This is a genomic window from Vibrio sp. 10N.247.311.12 (assembly GCF_041467515.1).
GTDB classification, from domain to species: domain Bacteria; phylum Pseudomonadota; class Gammaproteobacteria; order Enterobacterales; family Vibrionaceae; genus Vibrio; species Vibrio crassostreae_C.
Map to the genome: position 1 here is coordinate 2,438 of NZ_JBFSUV010000017.1, position 18,872 is coordinate 21,309.

Consider the following 18,872-nt stretch of genomic DNA (forward strand, 5'->3'; position numbering starts at 1 on the left):
GACGAAAGGTCGCTATAAAAGCGACCTTTCTATGTTTGGTACCGGTAGGCGGACTTATTGGACAGGCATTCCTGCCGCCACCGCGAAGGCAACGCTTCCTATACCCCAGATACAACAAAGCCCCGACCATTTCTGATCAGGGCTTTATCTAAATATGGTACCGGTAGGCGACTTGACTGGGCTTGCATCCAAGCCGACACGCTGGATTTAAAATTCACAAACGCCCAAAACGACGAAAGGTCGCTATAAAAGCGACCTTTCTATGTTTGGTACCGGTAGGCGGACTAATTGGACAGGCATTCCTGCCGCCACCGCGAAGGCAACGCTTCCTATATCCCAGATACAACAAAGCCCCGACTTTCGTCGAGGCTTTGTCATTTAAATATGGTACCGGTAGGCGGACTTGAACCGCCACGCCCGAAGGCAACGGATTTTGAATCCGTCGTGTATACCAATTTCACCATACCGGCATTATCTTGGGGCATTGCCCTTTCGATGTTTGGCATTATACGTATGCGAACTGATGTGGCAAGTATAAAAACTTGAATTCATGTGTGTTTGCCGATAATTTCGCCACTAAGTCATAAGCTGTGCGTCATGTCTCTTTTCAGGCTAAGCCTTAAACTATATTCTGACGCCTCAATTTTTAAAGAAGTAATAACACATGACATCAACAAACACTCTGCCACCAGCAGGAGTCATGCGCCGATTTGGTGCTTTGTTCTATGACGCCCTTATTGTAATCGCTATTGAAATGTTGGCGGCTGGCGTCATTGTCGCTCTACTGCACGCGCTCATGGCTCTCGGCATTTTTAACCACAGCGGTTATGCAGATGTTAGTGACTTCTTAACCAACCATCCGATTTGGAGCCCTGCATATACCTTTTACTTAGTCGCCGTTTGGGTATATTTCTTCGTGTTCTTCTGGACTAGAGCTGGTCAAACTCTCGGCATGAGAGCTTGGAAGCTGCGCGTTCAAAACAAAGATGGCTCAGCGATCACAGTAACTCAGGCGCTGATTCGTTTAGGTACTTCAGGTTTTGGATTGGCAAACCTATGTGTTCCATTCGATCCAAAAAAGCGTGGCTTTCACGATATCTGGGCAAAGACCGAAGTCGTTGTGTTACCACAAGCACGATAATGTGATTTAAGTTAGCTCCAATCAAGATCAAAAAAGGAAGGCGTTATGCCTTCCTTTTTACTATTTACAGTTTCCGCCTCAAGAGCATGATGGCAATTCCAAGGAACACCACGCTCGGGGCTATTGCGCCAAAGGCGGGTGGTATTTGATAAACCAAACTCACTGGGCCAAAGAACTCACTGGATATATAGAAGGTAAAGCCAGCAATAACACCTGACAAAATCCTCGCACCCATGGTCACACTACGCAAAGGACCAAAGATAAACGACAGTGCCATCAACATCATAACCGCAATAGAAATTGGCTGGGTTATCTTTCTCCACAGCGCCAATTCATAGCGTGATGCATCTTGCTCTGACGCCTTCAGATAAGAAACATAATCATACAACCCACTTAACGATAGCTCTTCTGGTTTAACCGTTACTATCGCCAACTTATCTGGAGCTAATGACGTTTCCCAAGAGTAAGTCGGTAAACTTTCTTTAGTAATTTGAAGTTCGTTTTCAAAAGACGTGATCTCTACATCCTTCATCGTCCACACGTTGTCTCCAACGTAATCAACTTCGTCAGAATAAATAGCGGTTTTAAGTGCCTTGTTTTCATCAAAGCGCCACATGTTCATTCCATATAGCTTCTGGTCATCGATTTTGACAATGAAGATGAAGTCATTGGCATCACGAGCCCAGACACCACTTTGCGTCGAAATAATATTACCACCAGCAATCGAGATAGTTCTTAAATCACGAGCCATTTTCTGCGCTTGCGGTGCTCCCCATTGACCAAGCAATGTCACCACGATCATCAGTGGAATAGCTGTTTTAAGTACTGATAGGCCGATATCTAACTTAGAGAAACCAGCTGCCTGCATAACGACAAGCTCAGAACTTGCAGCAAGCATACCAAGCCCTATCAATGCGCCAAGCAATGCAGCCATTGGAAAGAACATTTCGATATCACGAGGGATACTCAATAAAACGAAATACAGCGCTTGTAATAGATCGTATGTACCACGGCCAACTTTTCTTAGCTGTTCTACATATTTGATGATCCCAGAGAGACCAACAAACGTCACCAATACCAGTGACGTCGTTGCGATGATGGTTCTGCCTATATATAAATCGAGAATCTTAAACACGGCTTAAGCCAACCTCTTATTCTTGAATTTTTCTTTCAAACGCCTTACTGGCACGCTATCCATAAAGTTGGCACCAATCGCGACAAATAACAATAACGCATTGATTGGCCACATGCCGATTACCGCAGGAATGCTCCCCTCTTCGATTGAAGACTTGGTTGCACTGATTGCTAAGAAATAGGTGAGATAAATCAGTATTGCTGGGCCGATTTTCGCAAAACGACCTTGTCGAGGGTTTACCGCAGACAGTGGCACGACAAGCATGGTCAACAATGGAATACAAAGTACCAAAGAAATACGCCACTGCAACTCTGCTTTCGCACTATTATTTGAGTTACCAATCAGTTCAAGCGTAGGGATCGCTTCCCAGTCTCGACCTTTCTTCTCAACTTCACGCTGACCAATCAGGCCTTCGTATTCTTCAAAGTGCGTCACCCTGTAGTCGAGGCGAGTCGGAATGCCTTCATGACGAGTACCATCGTACATTACGATCACTTGGCGACCATCACTGAGCTCTTTTACATCACCTGACTTCGAGAACATCACACTTGGCAGTACAGAATCACGCGGACGCATTTGAGCTACGAACACGTTTTCTAACTTATTACCGTCGATATCATCAATAAACACGACAGAAGAGCCATCCGGCGTACCTTCAAACTTACCTTTTGGTAGCAAATCAACGCTGTTCTCTGCAGCTACTTCTTCATACATTTGTTCAACTTTGTCTTGTGACCAAGGAGATAACCAAAATGAGTTAAAGGCTGCAACAGATGCCGTAATTAAAGCGAGGTAAAGCGCAGATTGGATCAGGAATTTATTACCGATACCGGTGGCGTTCATGACCACTATTTCACTTTCAGCGTAAAGGCGGCCAAAAGTAAGCAAAATACCAATATAGATACTGAGTGGAAGCATCAATAGGCCCATCGCTGGCATATTTAAGCCAACAATCGACAATATAAGACTCGCAGGGATATCACCATCAGAGGCATCCGCTAAAACACTGATGAATTTTTGGCTGAGAAACACGAGAAAGAGAACAAAAAAGATCGCAAATTGGCTCTTGATTGTCTCGCGGATCAAATATCTAACAATAATCACGCTCAAATTACCTATACAAAACTTGTTTTTTTGATTGAATCACTATAATTTCCCGTTGAACCTTTTATTTTTTTAAATTTTTAGCTAAGTGTTAGCGTTCTTCTTTAAGGTTAGTTCCATTATAGGATCCAACAAGTAAGAACCCATTATCTAACATTTAGTTCGATTTGTCTTCAGGATGTAGGAGTACGCATGGAGTTCAGTGTAAAAAGTGGCAGCCCAGAGAAACAGCGCAGCGCATGTATCGTTGTCGGTGTATTCGAACCGCGCCGCCTTTCTCCAGTAGCCGAGCAATTAGATAAGATTAGCGATGGCTACATTAGTTCACTGCTTCGTCGCGGTGATCTAGAGGGTAAACCTGGCCAGATGCTACTACTGCATCAAGTACCTGGTGTACTTTCAGAACGTGTTCTACTGGTAGGCTGTGGTAAAGAACGTGAGCTAGGCGAGCGTCAATACAAAGAAATTATCCAAAAAACCATCAGTACACTAAACGAAACAGGTTCTATGGAAGCTGTATGTTTCCTTACAGAACTTCACGTTAAAGGTCGCGACACTTATTGGAAAGTTCGCCAAGCGGTAGAAGCGACTAAAGATGGTCTTTACACATTTGACCAATTCAAGAGCAACAAGCCAGAGACTCGTCGCCCACTACGTAAATTGGTATTCAATGTACCAACACGTCGCGAATTGAGCCTGGGTGAGAAAGCAATCTCTCACGGCCTTGCTATTGCTTCAGGTGTAAAAGCGTCTAAAGATCTAGGCAACATGCCACCAAACATCGCAAACCCTGCTTACCTTGCTTCTCAAGCTCGTCGTTTAGCCGACGATTACGAGACAGTGAAGACTAAGATCATTGGCGAAGAAGAGATGGAAAAACTGGGTATGACATCATACCTAGCAGTTGGCCGTGGCTCTAAAAATGAATCGATGATGTCTATCATGGAATACAAAGGCGCTCCGGATCCAGATGCGAAGCCGATTGTATTAGTAGGTAAAGGTCTGACTTTCGATTCAGGCGGTATCTCGCTTAAGCCTGGTGAAGGCATGGATGAGATGAAGTACGACATGTGTGGTGCGGCGTCTGTATTCGGTACAATGAAAGCACTGGCTAAGCTGAACCTGCCTATTAACGTGGTTGGTATCCTAGCCGGTTGTGAAAACATGCCGGGCAGCAATGCTTACCGTCCAGGTGATATCCTAACGACAATGTCAGGCCAAACGGTTGAAGTACTCAACACTGATGCTGAAGGTCGCTTGGTTCTATGTGATGCTCTAACTTACGTTGAGCGTTTTGAACCTGACTGTGTTGTCGATGTTGCTACGCTAACTGGCGCATGTGTTATCGCTCTAGGTCACCACATCAGTGGCGTTCTATCGAACCACAACCCACTTTCTCACGAACTTGTTAATGCTTCAGAGCAAGCAAGTGACCGTGCATGGCGTCTACCAATGGCAGACGAGTACCATGAGCAGCTAAACAGCCCATTCGCTGATATGGCGAACATCGGTGGCCGTCCTGGCGGCACAATCACTGCTGGTTGTTTCCTGTCTAAATTCACTAAGAAGTACCACTGGGCACACATCGACAGTGCTGGTACAGCTTGGAAGTCAGGCGCAGCGAAAGGCTCGACAGGTCGTCCTGTCTCAATGCTAGTCCAATTCTTATTGAACCGCAGCGGCCAAGAGACTGAAGAGCAATCTTCAAAATAATAAAAAGGGCCTACGGGCCCTTTTTTAATAAGCGCTATTTGTTAGACCCTGTTAACCAAGTAACATTGATATCCACGATTTTCAGTTCGAGTATTAAGTATGCAGACTGCTACATTTTACATTGTGCCTTCAGACAGCCCGCAAGCCAGCGAAGATGGTTTTGCTCACTATGTGCTGTTTCTTGCTCAGCACTTTGCAAAACAAGGCGCTAAACTTTATCTCAACTGTAATGACAAAGAGCATGCCGAGCGTATTGCTGAAGTTTTCTGGCAAGTCGAACCCTGTGATTTTATTGCGCACAACTTGGTTGGCGAAGGCCCGAAGTATTCAACCAACATCGAAATTGGCTATCAAGGCGTAAAACATAATTGGAATCGTCAGCTAGTAATTAATCTGGCCGATAATCATACAACCTTTGCGAACGCCTTTGCTCAGGTGATAGACTTCGTCCCTTGCGAAGAAAAAGCTAAGCAACTCGCTCGAGAAAGGTATAAAATTTACCGTCAAGCTAGATATCAGCTACAAACTATCGAGATTCAACATCCATAGTCAAACCTCATAGTTAAAGCTATCTTTGGATTTAGATTCAAGAAGCTTCACTTATGAAGTTTGACCACGATTAACCATTCACAGTATCCGTTTAAGAGCACTATGGAAAAGACATACAACCCAACATCAATCGAACAAGCTCTGTATAAGACTTGGGAAGAGAAAGGCTACTTTAAGCCACACGGTGACACATCAAAAGAAGCTTACAGCATCATGATCCCGCCACCGAACGTCACTGGCAGCCTACACATGGGTCACGCGTTCCAAGATACGATCATGGATACGCTTATCCGTGCTCAACGTATGAAAGGCAAAAACACGCTTTGGCAAGTGGGTACTGACCACGCTGGTATCGCAACTCAAATGGTTGTTGAGCGTAAGATTGCTGCCGAAGAAGGCAAAACAAAACACGACTACGGCCGTGAAGCTTTCATCGACAAGATCTGGGAATGGAAAGGCGAATCAGGTGGCACGATCACTCAACAACTTCGTCGTCTTGGTGCATCTGTAGATTGGGATCGTGAACGATTCACTATGGATGACGGCCTATCGGCTGCGACTCAAGAAGTGTTTGTTCGTCTATACGAAGAAGACCTAATCTACCGTGGTAAGCGTCTAGTAAACTGGGATCCTAAACTGCACACTGCAATCTCGGATCTTGAAGTTGAAAACAAAGACAAAAAAGGTTTCATGTGGCACTTCCGCTACCCGCTAGCGAACGGTGTTAAAACGGCTGATGGTAAAGACTACATCGTTGTTGCGACTACTCGTCCAGAAACCATGCTTGGCGATACTGGTGTTGCTGTTAACCCAGAAGATCCTCGTTACAAAGATCTTATCGGCAAAGAAATCCTACTTCCTGTTGTAAACCGTCTTATCCCTATCGTAGGCGATGAGCACGCAGACATGGAAAAAGGCACGGGTTGTGTGAAGATCACTCCAGCTCATGACTTTAACGATTACGAAGTGGGTAAGCGCAACAACCTACCAATGATCAACATCCTAACGTTCAACGCTGATATCCGTGATGCTGCTGAAGTCTTCACAACGAACGGCGAAGAAAGCGATGTTTACTCAACAGATATCCCCGCTAAGTACCAAGGCATGGAGCGTTTTGCTGCACGTAAAGCTATCGTTGCTGAATTCGATGAGCTTGGTCTTCTTGAAGAGATCAAAGATCACGACCTAACTGTCCCTTACGGCGACCGTGGTGGCGTGGTTATCGAACCAATGCTGACTGACCAATGGTACGTGCGTACAGCACCTCTTGCTGAGCCAGCAGTTAAAGCGGTTGAAGATGGCCAAATCCAATTCGTACCTAAACAATACGAAAACATGTACTTCGCGTGGATGCGTGACGTGCAAGACTGGTGTATCTCTCGTCAACTTTGGTGGGGACATCGTATCCCAGCATGGTACGACAACGATGGTAAAGTTTACGTAGGTCGCACTGAAGAAGAAGTTCGTGAAAAGAACAACCTAGCGCCTGTTGTTGTGCTTAAGCAAGACGACGACGTACTGGATACTTGGTTCTCTTCTGCACTTTGGACGTTCGGCACACAAGGCTGGCCTGAAGATACTGAAGCACTGAAAACATTCCACCCATCTGAAGTACTAGTATCTGGTTTTGATATTATCTTCTTCTGGGTTGCTCGTATGATCATGATGACCATGCACTTCGTGAAAGACGAAGATGGCAAGGCTCAAGTACCTTTCAAAACTGTTTACATGACGGGTCTTATCCGTGATGAAAACGGCGACAAGATGTCTAAGTCGAAAGGTAACGTACTTGACCCAATCGACATGATTGACGGCATCGGCCTTGAAGAGCTAGTAGAAAAGCGTTGTGGCAACATGATGCAACCTAAACTGGCTGCTAAGATCGAAAAAGCGACACGTAAGACTTTCGAAAACGGTATCGAACCATACGGTACTGACGCACTGCGTTTCACTCTTGCTGCTATGGCTTCAACTGGCCGTGACATCAACTGGGATATGAAGCGTCTTGAAGGTTACCGTAACTTCTGTAACAAGCTATGGAACGCAAGCCGTTACGTACTGATGAACACAGAAGAGCACGACTGTGGCATGTCACTGTCTGTAGAAGACCGTGCAAACATGGAATTCTCTCTAGCCGATAAGTGGATTGAGTCTCAGTTTGAAGTTGCAGCGAAAGAGTTTAATGCTCACCTAGACAACTACCGTCTAGACATGGCAGCAAACACGCTTTACGAATTCATCTGGAACCAATTCTGTGACTGGTATTTAGAGCTAACTAAACCTGTTCTTTGGAAAGGTACTGAAGCTCAACAACAAGCGACTCGTTACACGCTTATCACGGTTCTTGAGAAGACTCTGCGTCTTGCTCACCCTGTTCTTCCTTACATCACTGAATCTATCTGGCAGAGCGTTAAGCCGCTAGTAGACGGCGTTGAAGGCGAGACAATCATGACTCAAGCGCTTCCTCAGTTTAATGAAGCTAACTTCAATGCTGAGATCGTTGACGACATCGAATGGGTTAAGACTTTCATCACTGCTATCCGTAACCTACGTGCGGAATACGACATTGCACCAAGCCAAGGCTTAGAAGTAATGATCAAGGTTGCTGATGAGAAAGATGCCGCTCGTATCGAAGCGAACAAGATCGTTCTTACTTCTCTAGCTAAGCTAGACGATATTAAAGTTCTAGCTGATGGTGAAGAGACTCCTGCTTGTGCAACTAAACTGGTTGGCAAATCTGAGTTGATGATCCCAATGGCGGGTCTTATCGACAAAGATGCAGAGCTTGCTCGTCTAGATAAAGAAGTCGCTAAGACTCACGGCGAGATTAAACGTATCGAAGGTAAGCTAGGTAACGAAGGTTTCGTTGCTAAAGCACCAGAAGCAGTTATCGCGAAAGAGCGTGAAAAGCTTGAAGGCTACAAGGAAACTCTTGTTAAGCTTGAAGAGCAAAAAGCGACAATCGCTGCGCTTTAAAACCGAGTGAACGAGAAGGCTTCAAACTTCTCGGTCTAAATAGAAAGGTTGGTCTTGGTGACCAGCCTTTTTTTATGTCCCTGATTCCAATATTCCAATGCTTCTCACTCTAGCCGCACTGATTGATAGGTTTCATCTATCAAATTAATCTCTACTTCCCATTATACTTAATGATAATAATTCTCAATAATAGACCTATCGAAACAACACAACGATTGAGTAATTATCATGAAAAAGACACTAACCTTTGCTGCATTACATTTTACTATCGCATTTAGTGTCGCTTATGTACTAACAGGCGACATCTTAATTGGTAGCTTAATCGCTATGATTGAGCCTTCTGTGAATACTGTTGCCTTCTATTTTCATGAAAAGGCGTGGGCTCAAGTTCCTGCTCTTAAAGCTCGTCAGTGGATGACCAAATTAAAAACAGCAAGCTTTGCTACCATCCACTTTAGTGTTGCCTTTACTGTTGTCTACTTGTTGACTGGAGATGCTTTTATCGGCGGTGTGATGGCTTTGCTAGAGCCAACTTTAAATACCGTTGCTTACTACTTCCACGAGAAAGTCTGGTTACGTAAATCAGGCGACCAAATGGCACAACAACAATTCTGTTTGCACCAACATGCTTAGTCACCATATATTGGGTCACATATTAGTGACCCTTTCATAGGCAGATCATGGAACAAATTGCTGAGTTCACCCTTAGACCCATTACACCGCAAGACAACCCAAGCATCGCACAAATCATTCGCCAAGTTTCGGCTGAGCATGGACTCACAGAAGATAAAGGTTATGGCGTAGCCGACCCAACACTCGATGATATGTACTCTGTCTATAGCCAAGCGAATGCAATGTACTGGGTTATCGAACACAACGGAAAGATCGTCGGAGGCGGTGGCTTTGCCCCTCTAGCAGGTAAACCCAATGTGTGTGAGCTACAAAAGATGTACTTCTTACCGCAAACTCGAGGGCATGGCCTAGCCAAGCGAATTGTCGCTTTGAGCTTAAAGCAAGCCAAGCAAGTTGGGTATCAACACATGTATTTAGAAACGACGAAGTACTTGGGTGCTGCGGTCAAACTCTATGAGAAGCTTGGGTTTGAGCATCTTGAGTCAGCTTGGGGAGAAACAGGCCACGACGCTTGTGAGGTTGTCATGGCCAAGTCGTTATAAGCAGAATGCGCCGCTATAGCGAAAGAAGATAACGCTAAAATATACGGAGTTAACGTAGAAAGTTACTGACGCAAGAAGTTGGGTTCAAGGCAACAAAAGAACTCTCTTCTTGCCCATCAAGTACCACTTCTAATGGGTATAGATACTTGGGGTTAGGATTCTCAATATCAAAAATGATAGGAGCTTCGACCTGGAACACGACGCCAGTATGTTCAGCGCGTACATCAATCGGCATCACGAGAGTCATACCATTAAACTTGATGGATGCCGATACTAACCCCGCCTTTAGCGTTTGATAGATAACATCCACTTTAAACTCACAGCCACCACCGTGGTGCCAGATCTGCTCTGTGACAACTTGCTCTAGCTTGACGTTTCGAACGAACTGCAGGTATGGCGCTTGCCAAATCCCGATGCGTGAATCAGATTTAGCGATAGCCTGTGAAGATACAGAGTCATCCATGTCTTCTTCAAGCAATAGGCTCTCCTCTTCTTCAAGGAAAAGGATCTCGAAACGGTTTCGGCCGGACTGCATATAAGGACGGATATCTTTACGGTATTCAGCTTGGCTACCATCACAATCAAAAACAGCCACACCATTAAGTCGAACTTCAGCAAAATAATCGACTCCAGCCATCACTAACTCAACAAATGGACACGCTAACATAGCGTCATCCACTTCGATGTCGTGCATCAGGTGCCACTCTTGCTCTGCAATTTGACTTTCACTCAAGCTATCAGGGAGCTTTGAGCTTAACGGAGCCGGAAAGGTGATGTCATCTTGTGGGATAGAGAGATCCGTCAGTGGCGAAATTTGCCAAAGACCATCGAGAAGCAACCGCATATCATTCCTTGAGCTAGATCAATTTTGACCGCATTATAATGAATGAATGCATATAAAGACATTTATTTTTCTGAGGGTAAAAAAATGCCAGCTCGAGGCTGGCATTTTTTAAAATTGGGAAAGAATTACTCTTCGCCTTCATCATCTTCGTCTGGGTAGATAGCATCTTCACCTTCGTAGTAAGTGCCCCAACCGTCGTAGATAATGTCAAACTTCTCTGCAAGGTTTACAAGCTTCTCAACTTGCTCATCAATCGCTTCTGCATTCAGAGTACATTGCATCGTTGCATCACAACAAAGTAGCTTATTGCCATCTTCGTCTTCTGTCTCTTCAGCTTCAAGCACTTCAAAGCCCATTTTGAATGCTTCAACAACCGCTTTCTCAAGCACATCGAAATCTTCAGCAAATAGGTGATGCTCGATATCGTATAGAGCTTCAGGATCGCTACCATCTTCAATTAATGCTGTAATGATGTCGCGAGTCTCTTCCTTTTGAAATTCAATTAATTCCGCTACTGATAGATATTCATCTTCGTGAGACATGTGTCTGCTCCAGAGTGTTGACTATGAAAAGATCAAATTTGATTGCCACGAAATATGGCACGGATCGTCCAGAAAAGCCACCCAGATCAGGCCTAGAAAGGTAAGTTTATCGCGAGATCGCAGCGCCAATATCAATTCAAAAGTGAAATCAAAATCACAGAAACAAATTTTCAACATTTTATTAACTGCGCCGTATTTTAGCATTTCGTTTTTGTGGCCACTTTAGGGCTTATTGAATAAAACTTGCGTGATTAGTCACGTTAGGTGCATACGCTAAACCGCTTTTGGGGTGCATAAATCCTCAGCTTGTTATCAAAAAGTGCATAATAGTGAATAAAAAATCACGATTAATAAGCAAAATTCAATTCTAACAAGCCACGAATTGAGCATAGATCCTCAAAAACGTTGTTCCGTTCGATAGCCAGTTAGTTGGAATTTAATCTGTATAAACTTAAAAATCACAGGTTTTATGACCAATTATTACCCAAATACCTTGTATTAACTCAATCTACAAAACTTGCATATTACGGACAAGCTTGTCATAAATAGACGCTGGATTAATAGTAAGGATGCAAAATGAGTAAGCTGTACGTTGGCTCCGAAGTCGGTCAATTGAGACGAGTTCTCCTAAATAGACCTGAAAGAGCACTCACCCACCTCACCCCTTCAAACTGTCATGATCTTCTATTTGATGATGTACTTGCCGTTGAAGCCGCTGGTGAAGAACATGATGCCTTTGCAGCAACGCTGCGCAGCCAAGACGTAGAAGTACTACTGCTGCATGACCTGCTAGTAGAAACGCTTGCCGTATCTCAGGCTCGTGAGTGGTTGCTGAATACTCAAATCTCAGATTTCCGTTATGGGCCGACTTTCGCCCGTGACTTAAGAAACTACCTTGCTCAAATGGATAATGAGCATCTAGCAACGATCTTACTCGGTGGCTTGGCCTACTCTGAGCTTCCTATCAAATCATCATCGATGCTGCCTAAAATGCATCGACCACTCGATTTCGTTATCGAGCCACTGCCTAACCACCTATTTACGCGAGATACTTCTTGCTGGGTTTATGGCGGTGTATCGCTTAACCCGATGATGAAGCCTGCACGTCAACGTGAAACGAACCACCTGCGTGCTATCTACCGCTGGCACCCAGTGTTCGCAGGCCAAGATTTCATTAAGTACTTTGGTGATGAAGACCTTCACTACGACAACGCTAACATTGAAGGCGGTGACGTACTGGTTATCGGTAAAGGTGCGGTACTGGTTGGTATTTCAGAGCGTACTAAACCACAAGGTGTCGAAAACCTAGCGGCTAGCTTATTTAGATCAGGCCAAGCTACCGAAGTGATTGCGATCGATCTACCAAAACACCGCTCTTGTATGCACCTTGATACGGTGATGACACACATGGATATCGACACGTTCTCTGTCTATCCAGAGATCGTGCGTAAAGACCTAGACACTTGGCGCTTAACGCCAAAAGAAAATGGCGAAATGCGTGTCGAGAAAGCTGAAAACTACCTGTCAGCGATTGAAGGCGCGCTAGGCCTTGATCAACTGAAGATCATCACAACCGGCGGTGATAACTACGAAGCTGAGCGTGAACAGTGGAATGACGCAAACAACGTACTGACAGTGAAACCGGGTACGGTTATCGGTTATGAGCGTAATGTTTACACCAATGAGAAATACGACAAAGCAGGTATCGAAGTTCTGACGATTCCGGGCAATGAGCTAGGTCGTGGCCGAGGTGGCGCTCGCTGTATGAGTTGTCCTATCGAAAGAGACGGTATCTAAGCCACAAAACTCAATAAAACGAACACACTAACTTATCTAGGCCAGTACCATTGTACTGGCCTTTTTTATCAAATTAATAAAATAAATATTCACAAATATAGCATTTTTATGTTTAACTGAGTTCTTCATTGATCCTATATACGCAAGGAGCGAGAGATGGCCTTTAATCTTCGCAATCGTAACTTTCTAAAACTTCTCGACTTTACTCCTAAAGAGATTCAGTTTTTACTCGACCTGTCTGCCGACCTTAAAAAAGCTAAGTATGCAGGTACAGAGCAGAAAAAGCTTAACGGTAAAAACATCGCTTTGATCTTTGAAAAAGCATCCACTCGAACTCGATGTGCTTTTGAGGTAGCTGCTTTTGATCAAGGTGCTCAAGTCTCTTATTTAGGCCCTTCTGGTTCTCAGATTGGTCAGAAAGAATCAATGAAAGATACGGCGCGTGTATTAGGTCGCATGTACGATGGCATTGAATACCGAGGGTTTGGCCAAAGCATTGTCGAAGACCTAGGCGCTTATGCCGGTGTACCGGTTTGGAATGGCTTAACCGATGAGTTCCACCCTACTCAGATCTTGGCTGATTTCCTCACTATGCTTGAGCATGGTCGTGGTAAACATCTACATCAAATCAGTTTTGCTTACCTAGGTGATGCACGTAACAACATGGGTAATTCTCTGTTAGTGGGTGCAGCTAAAATGGGTATGGATATTCGCCTTGTCGCGCCAAAAGCCTTTTGGCCAGAAGAGCAGCTTGTTGAAGAGTGCCAAACCATTGCGCAAAACACTGGCGCAAAAATCACGTTAACTGAAGACGTTGCTGAAGGCGTGAAAGGTTGTGATTACCTATACACCGATGTTTGGGTTTCGATGGGCGAAGCCCCTGAAGCTTGGGACGAACGTGTGGCGGTAATGAAACCATACCAAGTGAATATGGATGTCATTAAGCTAACTGGTAACCCTCAAGTGAAGTTCATGCACTGCCTACCCGCTTTCCACAACAATGAAACTGTGATTGGTCAGCAAGTCTCTGACAAGTATGGAATGAACGGCTTGGAAGTGACTGACGAAGTGTTTGAATCTGACTACTCGATTGTATTTGATGAAGCTGAAAATCGCATGCACACCATCAAGGCGGTGATGGTCGCGACGCTTGGTTAATAGACAATAATGAAAGTAAACAAAAGCTTGATGTAATCGCTTGCGCTCACAAATTGAAAGCGTATAATTCTCGGCAATTTGTCTGAGAGTAGTGAAAATGACGCCAACCAATATTGTGATAACACATAGTAATATTGTGAAAACACCAAATATTGCTCGTAAGCTAAGATGCTTACCAGGCCGTCTATTCTGCTTTTCAGCACTTTTTTAAAGCCTCCCATTATGGGGGGCTTTTTTATGGCCAATACATTATTGTGGGGAAGAAGATCATGGCGAATTCGCTCTATCAAAAGCACATCATCTCAATTCCAGAGCTTTCTCGTGAAGAGCTAGAATTAATTGTTCAAACGGCAGGTCAGCTAAAGGCTGAGCCAAACCCAGAACTCATCAAGAACAAAGTTGTTGCCAGCTGCTTCTTCGAACCTTCTACGCGAACTCGTCTCTCTTTTGAAACTGCGATTCAACGCATCGGTGGTGATGTGATTGGTTTCGACAGTGGTGGTAACACTTCTTTGGCAAAGAAAGGCGAAACGCTAGCGGACTCGGTACAGGTTATCTCTTCATACGTTGACGCTTACGTGATGCGTCACCCTCAAGAAGGCGCAGCGCGTCTGGCTTCTGAGTTCTCAAACGGTGTTCCTGTTATTAACGCAGGTGACGGCGCAAACCAACACCCAACACAAACGTTATTAGACCTATTCTCTATAGCTGAGACACAAGGCCGCCTCGACAACCTAAACGTTGCATTCGTTGGTGACCTTAAGTACGGCCGTACGGTTCACTCGTTGACTCAAGCACTAGCAAAATTCGACAACATCTGTTTCTACTTCGTGGCTCCAGAAGCACTAGCGATGCCAGACTACATTTGCGAAGAGCTTGATGAAGCGGGCATCAAGTACCAACTATTGACGGACATGGAAGATGTGATTCCTGAACTAGATGTCTTGTACATGACTCGAGTTCAAAAAGAGCGCTTCGATGAGTCAGAATACGCGCACATAAAATCCGCATACATCCTGACCGCTTCGATGCTGGAAAATGCACGCGATAACCTGAAGGTTCTGCACCCTCTTCCTCGCGTTGATGAAATTACTGTCGATGTCGATAAAACACCTTACGCTTACTACTTCCAGCAAGCAGAGAATGGTGTTTACGCCCGTGAAGCATTGCTAGCCCTTGTTCTTAACGAAACGCTGTAGAGGAGAGATATAATGTCTAAAGAGACTCAATTAAAAGTTGAAGCAATCAGAAACGGTACTGTTATCGACCATATCCCAGCCAATATCGGGATCAAGGTTCTAAAACTGTTCGACATGCACAATTCTCATCAGCGCGTGACGATTGGCCTGAATCTACCGTCTTCTGCACTAGGCGGAAAAGACCTGCTCAAGATTGAGAATGTGTTTATCACAGAAGAACAGGCGAGCAAGCTGGCACTTTATGCGCCTCACGCAACAGTGAATCAAATCGAAGATTACGAAGTGGTTAAGAAACTACCACTAGAACTTCCTGAGCAAATCAACGATGTGTTCGAGTGTCCAAACACCAACTGTATTACTCACAATGAACCGGTTGAAAGTAGCTTTAAGATCTTTGAAAAGAAAGAAGATATTCGATTGAAGTGTAAGTATTGCGAAAAAGTCTTCTCTCGCGAGATCGTAACAGAAAGATAACGTCATACGGCAAAGCAGACCGAATGTAAAAACTATCAAATACCTCGCCTGTGCGGGGTATTTTGCACTTTACCTATCCAAAGTTTGAAGGCACACTGAAAATTGATTTTTATCTAATAACTGATGGAATAAACCAATGACTAAAGTACTTCACACAGAATCTGCTCCAGCTGCAATCGGCCCATACGTACAAGGCGTTGACCTTGGCAACATGGTACTGACTTCTGGTCAAATCCCAGTAAACCCAGCAACTGGTGAAGTATCTGCTGATATCGCAGAGCAAGCTCGCCAATCTCTAGACAACGTTCAAGCGGTTGTTGAAGCTTCAGGCCTGACTGTAAAAGACATCGTAAAACTAACGGTATTCGTTAAAGACCTAAACGACTTCGGCACAGTAAACGAGGTTTACGGCAAATTCTTCGATGAGCACGGCGTTGCAAACTACCCTGCACGTTCATGTGTTGAAGTAGCTCGTCTACCAAAAGATGTAGGTATCGAGATCGAAGCTATTGCGGTTCGCAAATAGCTTTTAATCTCTAGATTAAACACCTTCGGATAAACGACTTAGCGTAATGCTGAGTGTTTATTAGATACAAAAAAGGTTGCCCCGTTGGCAACCTTTTTTATTGTTCATCGTTTCGCTTAGATAATTACTTTTTATTAAGCTCAACCACTTCTTTGTCTAACTCTTCAAGTTTCGCAGCCATCTGCTCACGAGCTAGGTTAGCCAGTTCACGAACATTAGACTTGTCGTAGCCTTCAGTGCTGATTGGTGGCAGCATTTCAACAATCACGTGACCATTGTTCCAACGGTTTAGCTTCACGCCACCGGTTGAGCTACACACGATAGGGATGATAGGCAAGCCAGCACCAATCGCAGCATGGAATGCACCTGTTTTGAATGGCAGCAGACCACGGCCACGAGAACGGGTGCCTTCAGGGAACATCCAAACTGAAACATCGCTCTCTTTTAGACTCGTCACGACCTGATCAATCGTACCTACCGCTTTGCTACGGTTAGCACGGTCAATTAGGATGTTACCCGTCAACCAGTAAAGCTGACCAAATAGAGGCATCCACACTAGGCTTTTCTTACCAACAGTTACCACTTTTGGCGTTACCGCTGATGAAATCGTGAATAGATCCCAGCTGTTTTGGTGGTTCGCCACATAAACATGCTGGCCGCGAGAGTAGGCATCTTCTGGGATGCGAAGCTCTAACTTCATGCCGAAGATCTTCGACATGCGACCGAAATAACGGCCAAAGGTAAATACGTGTTTCGGGTTGCGTGGACTTAATAGGCAGTAACCACAACCAAATACAAACATAAGAATCGCAAATATCGCCACTGCGAAAATACGTAATATTGCTATCATTTTGTTCCTCACCGACCGCCAAGTTGATTCATCTATTCGCGCAAAAATGAGCAATAGATTTACTCGCGGTAAATACAACTATAAAAAAGCCGAAACCAAGGTTCCGACTTTTATGTTTTCATCTTACTGATTCATGAATCCACTAACCTAGGTTAGTTCGACTCACTAAATCGTGTAATGTTTGCGCCTAAGGCTGACAATTTATCTTCAATCTTATCGTAGCCACGATCGATGTGATAAATACGGTCAACGATGGTTTCACCTTGAGCAATACAGCCAGCAATAACAAGGCTCGCAGATGCGCGAAGGTCCGTTGCCATTACTTGAGCGCCGCTCAGTTTTTCCGTTTCACCACAGATAGCCGTGTTACCTTCGATTTCCGCTTTTGCACCCATTCGCTGTAACTCAGGAATGTGCATAAAACGGTTTTCAAAGATAGTCTCAGTGATAACACCACTGCCCTTCGCCATCATGTTAAGCAGAGTAAACTGTGCTTGCATGTCGGTTGGGAAACCAGGGTGAGGTGCCGTTACGATTTTCACCGCTTTCAGTTCACGACCCGTCATATCAAGACTGATCCAGTCTTCGCCCGTTTCAACCTTCGCACCCGCTTCTTCAAGCTTCGCTAAGGCAGCTTCAAGAAGATGAGCGTTGGTGTTGCGACAAACCACTTTACCGCCAGAAACAGCAGCAGCAACCAGGAAAGTACCTGTTTCAATACGGTCAGCAACCACAGAGTGTTGGCCACCACCAAGACGTTCAACGCCTTCGATAGTAATCGTATCTGTACCTGCGCCAGAAATTTTAGCACCCAGTTTGTTTAGGAAGTCAGCCGTATCAACAATCTCAGGCTCACGCGCTGAGTTATCGAGTACTGTTGTTCCTTCCGCTAGCGTTGCTGCACACATGATAGTAATGGTGGCACCCACACTTACTTTATCCATCACGATGTGCGCGCCTTTCAGACGGCCATCAACACTTGCTTTCACATAACCATCTTCCAACTTAATGGTCGCACCTAGTTGCTCTAGGCCGTGGATATGCAGATCAACAGGTCGAGCACCAATTGCACAACCGCCTGGAAGTGACACTTGGCCTTCACCAAAACGAGCGACTAGAGGACCTAAAGCCCAGATAGAAGCACGCATTGTTTTCACTAAATCGTAAGGCGCACAAAATTCATTAATTTCGCTGCCATCAACATGAACACTACCATTACGCGATACTTTTGCGCCTAAACGCTTAAGCAGTTCCATCGTAGTATCGATGTCACGTAGGTGAGGAACGTTACTTACTTCCACTGGCTCTTCAGCAAGAATTGAAGCAAATAAGATAGGTAGCGCTGCATTTTTTGCGCCTGAGATCGTCACTTCACCGCTTAGCGGCTTATCCGATCCAATAACTCGAAACTTTTCCATCATAAACCTTAAAGTGACATCAGTTTCTTATCACGTTCCCACTCTTCCGGCGTGAAAGCCTTAATAGAAAGAGCATGGATGTCATTGCGTTGAATGTATTCCATTAGTGGGCCGTAGATTAGTTGCTGCTTCTTAACTCGATTCATGCCGTCAAAACATGGATCAACCGCAACAACTTCGTAATGACTGCCTTCCCCTTTCACGAAAATTTCCTGAAGGTTCAGTGCTTCTGCTAATAATTCTTGTACTTTTGTGCTGTCCACAAATAGCT

The 18,872-nt window shown here is 44.6% G+C and carries 18 protein-coding genes and 1 tRNA gene; 11 read left to right on the forward strand and 8 right to left on the reverse strand.

The window, feature by feature from the left end:
- Nucleotides 1–385 precede the first annotated feature (385 nt).
- Nucleotides 386–470, reverse strand: a tRNA-Leu gene (locus tag AB6E30_RS09290).
- A gap of 194 nt (nt 471–664) precedes the next feature.
- Here AB6E30_RS09290 and AB6E30_RS09295 point away from each other — a divergent pair.
- Nucleotides 665–1,141, forward strand: a complete 477-nt coding sequence (locus tag AB6E30_RS09295) for an RDD family protein (protein WP_102427921.1) — start codon at nt 665–667, stop codon at nt 1,139–1,141.
- Between the two features lie 64 nt (nt 1,142–1,205).
- Here the strand turns inward: AB6E30_RS09295 and lptG are convergent, their stop codons facing one another.
- Entirely contained in the window at nt 1,206–2,276 is a 1,071-nt protein-coding gene (lptG, locus tag AB6E30_RS09300) for an LPS export ABC transporter permease LptG (RefSeq protein ID WP_017058938.1), read from the reverse strand.
- A 3-nt stretch (nt 2,277–2,279) separates the two neighbouring features.
- Complete coding sequence (lptF, locus tag AB6E30_RS09305; protein WP_017058937.1) at nt 2,280–3,380, reverse strand: LPS export ABC transporter permease LptF; 1,101 nt, start codon at nt 3,378–3,380, stop codon at nt 2,280–2,282.
- A gap of 192 nt (nt 3,381–3,572) precedes the next feature.
- Between lptF and pepA the strand changes: the two genes are divergently transcribed.
- The 5 genes from pepA to AB6E30_RS09330 all read left to right on the forward strand — a co-directional run bounded on the left by pepA (nt 3,573) and on the right by AB6E30_RS09330 (nt 9,793).
- On the forward strand, nt 3,573–5,093 hold the full coding sequence (gene pepA, locus AB6E30_RS09310; RefSeq protein WP_017058936.1) for a leucyl aminopeptidase: 1,521 nt from the start codon (nt 3,573–3,575) through the stop codon (nt 5,091–5,093).
- Nucleotides 5,094–5,192: 99 nt separating this feature from the next.
- Nucleotides 5,193–5,642, forward strand: coding sequence for a DNA polymerase III subunit chi (locus AB6E30_RS09315; protein WP_017066664.1), 450 nt, complete (start codon nt 5,193–5,195; stop codon nt 5,640–5,642).
- 102 nt (nt 5,643–5,744) lie between these two features.
- A complete protein-coding gene (locus AB6E30_RS09320; RefSeq protein WP_048605869.1) occupies nt 5,745–8,618 on the forward strand; it encodes a valine--tRNA ligase in 2,874 nt (957 codons plus the stop codon).
- Between the two features lie 228 nt (nt 8,619–8,846).
- Nucleotides 8,847–9,251, forward strand: a complete 405-nt coding sequence (locus AB6E30_RS09325; protein WP_017058933.1) for a DUF2061 domain-containing protein — start codon at nt 8,847–8,849, stop codon at nt 9,249–9,251.
- A 47-nt stretch (nt 9,252–9,298) separates the two neighbouring features.
- On the forward strand, nt 9,299–9,793 hold the full coding sequence (locus AB6E30_RS09330; protein WP_372103362.1) for a GNAT family N-acetyltransferase: 495 nt from the start codon (nt 9,299–9,301) through the stop codon (nt 9,791–9,793).
- Nucleotides 9,794–9,842: 49 nt separating this feature from the next.
- Here the strand turns inward: AB6E30_RS09330 and AB6E30_RS09335 are convergent, their stop codons facing one another.
- Both AB6E30_RS09335 and rraB read right to left on the reverse strand, forming a co-directional pair.
- A complete protein-coding gene (locus AB6E30_RS09335) occupies nt 9,843–10,637 on the reverse strand; it encodes a glycosyl hydrolase 2 galactose-binding domain-containing protein (RefSeq protein WP_017058931.1) in 795 nt (264 codons plus the stop codon).
- Between the two features lie 125 nt (nt 10,638–10,762).
- Nucleotides 10,763–11,179: a ribonuclease E inhibitor RraB gene (gene rraB / locus AB6E30_RS09340; RefSeq protein ID WP_017058930.1), complete on the reverse strand. Its 417-nt coding sequence runs from the start codon at nt 11,177–11,179 to the stop codon at nt 10,763–10,765.
- A 576-nt stretch (nt 11,180–11,755) separates the two neighbouring features.
- Between rraB and arcA the strand changes: the two genes are divergently transcribed.
- The 5 genes from arcA to AB6E30_RS09365 all read left to right on the forward strand — a co-directional run bounded on the left by arcA (nt 11,756) and on the right by AB6E30_RS09365 (nt 16,333).
- The gene (arcA, locus tag AB6E30_RS09345; RefSeq protein WP_372103365.1) at nt 11,756–12,976 is read left to right on the forward strand and encodes an arginine deiminase; all 1,221 of its coding nucleotides are present in this window, start codon (nt 11,756–11,758) and stop codon (nt 12,974–12,976) included.
- 156 nt (nt 12,977–13,132) lie between these two features.
- Entirely contained in the window at nt 13,133–14,134 is a 1,002-nt protein-coding gene (locus AB6E30_RS09350; protein WP_372103367.1) for an ornithine carbamoyltransferase, read from the forward strand.
- 269 nt (nt 14,135–14,403) lie between these two features.
- Nucleotides 14,404–15,333 carry an aspartate carbamoyltransferase gene (gene pyrB, locus AB6E30_RS09355; RefSeq protein WP_012604860.1) on the forward strand — a complete coding sequence of 310 codons (930 nt, stop codon included), beginning with the start codon at nt 14,404–14,406 and terminating at the stop codon, nt 15,331–15,333.
- Between the two features lie 12 nt (nt 15,334–15,345).
- Nucleotides 15,346–15,807, forward strand: coding sequence for an aspartate carbamoyltransferase regulatory subunit (gene pyrI / locus AB6E30_RS09360; RefSeq protein ID WP_017058927.1), 462 nt, complete (start codon nt 15,346–15,348; stop codon nt 15,805–15,807).
- A gap of 136 nt (nt 15,808–15,943) precedes the next feature.
- Nucleotides 15,944–16,333: a RidA family protein gene (locus AB6E30_RS09365; protein ID WP_004735319.1), complete on the forward strand. Its 390-nt coding sequence runs from the start codon at nt 15,944–15,946 to the stop codon at nt 16,331–16,333.
- A gap of 124 nt (nt 16,334–16,457) precedes the next feature.
- On the opposite strand, the gene AB6E30_RS09370 is transcribed toward AB6E30_RS09365, so the two are convergent.
- The 3 genes from AB6E30_RS09370 to ibaG form a co-directional block, all read right to left on the reverse strand.
- On the reverse strand, nt 16,458–17,183 hold the full coding sequence (locus tag AB6E30_RS09370) for a 1-acylglycerol-3-phosphate O-acyltransferase (protein WP_017058926.1): 726 nt from the start codon (nt 17,181–17,183) through the stop codon (nt 16,458–16,460).
- 152 nt (nt 17,184–17,335) lie between these two features.
- Nucleotides 17,336–18,601 carry a UDP-N-acetylglucosamine 1-carboxyvinyltransferase gene (gene murA, locus AB6E30_RS09375; protein ID WP_017058925.1) on the reverse strand — a complete coding sequence of 422 codons (1,266 nt, stop codon included), beginning with the start codon at nt 18,599–18,601 and terminating at the stop codon, nt 17,336–17,338.
- An 8-nt stretch (nt 18,602–18,609) separates the two neighbouring features.
- Nucleotides 18,610–18,864 carry a BolA family iron metabolism protein IbaG gene (gene ibaG / locus AB6E30_RS09380; protein WP_017058924.1) on the reverse strand — a complete coding sequence of 85 codons (255 nt, stop codon included), beginning with the start codon at nt 18,862–18,864 and terminating at the stop codon, nt 18,610–18,612.
- Nucleotides 18,865–18,872 lie beyond the last annotated feature (8 nt).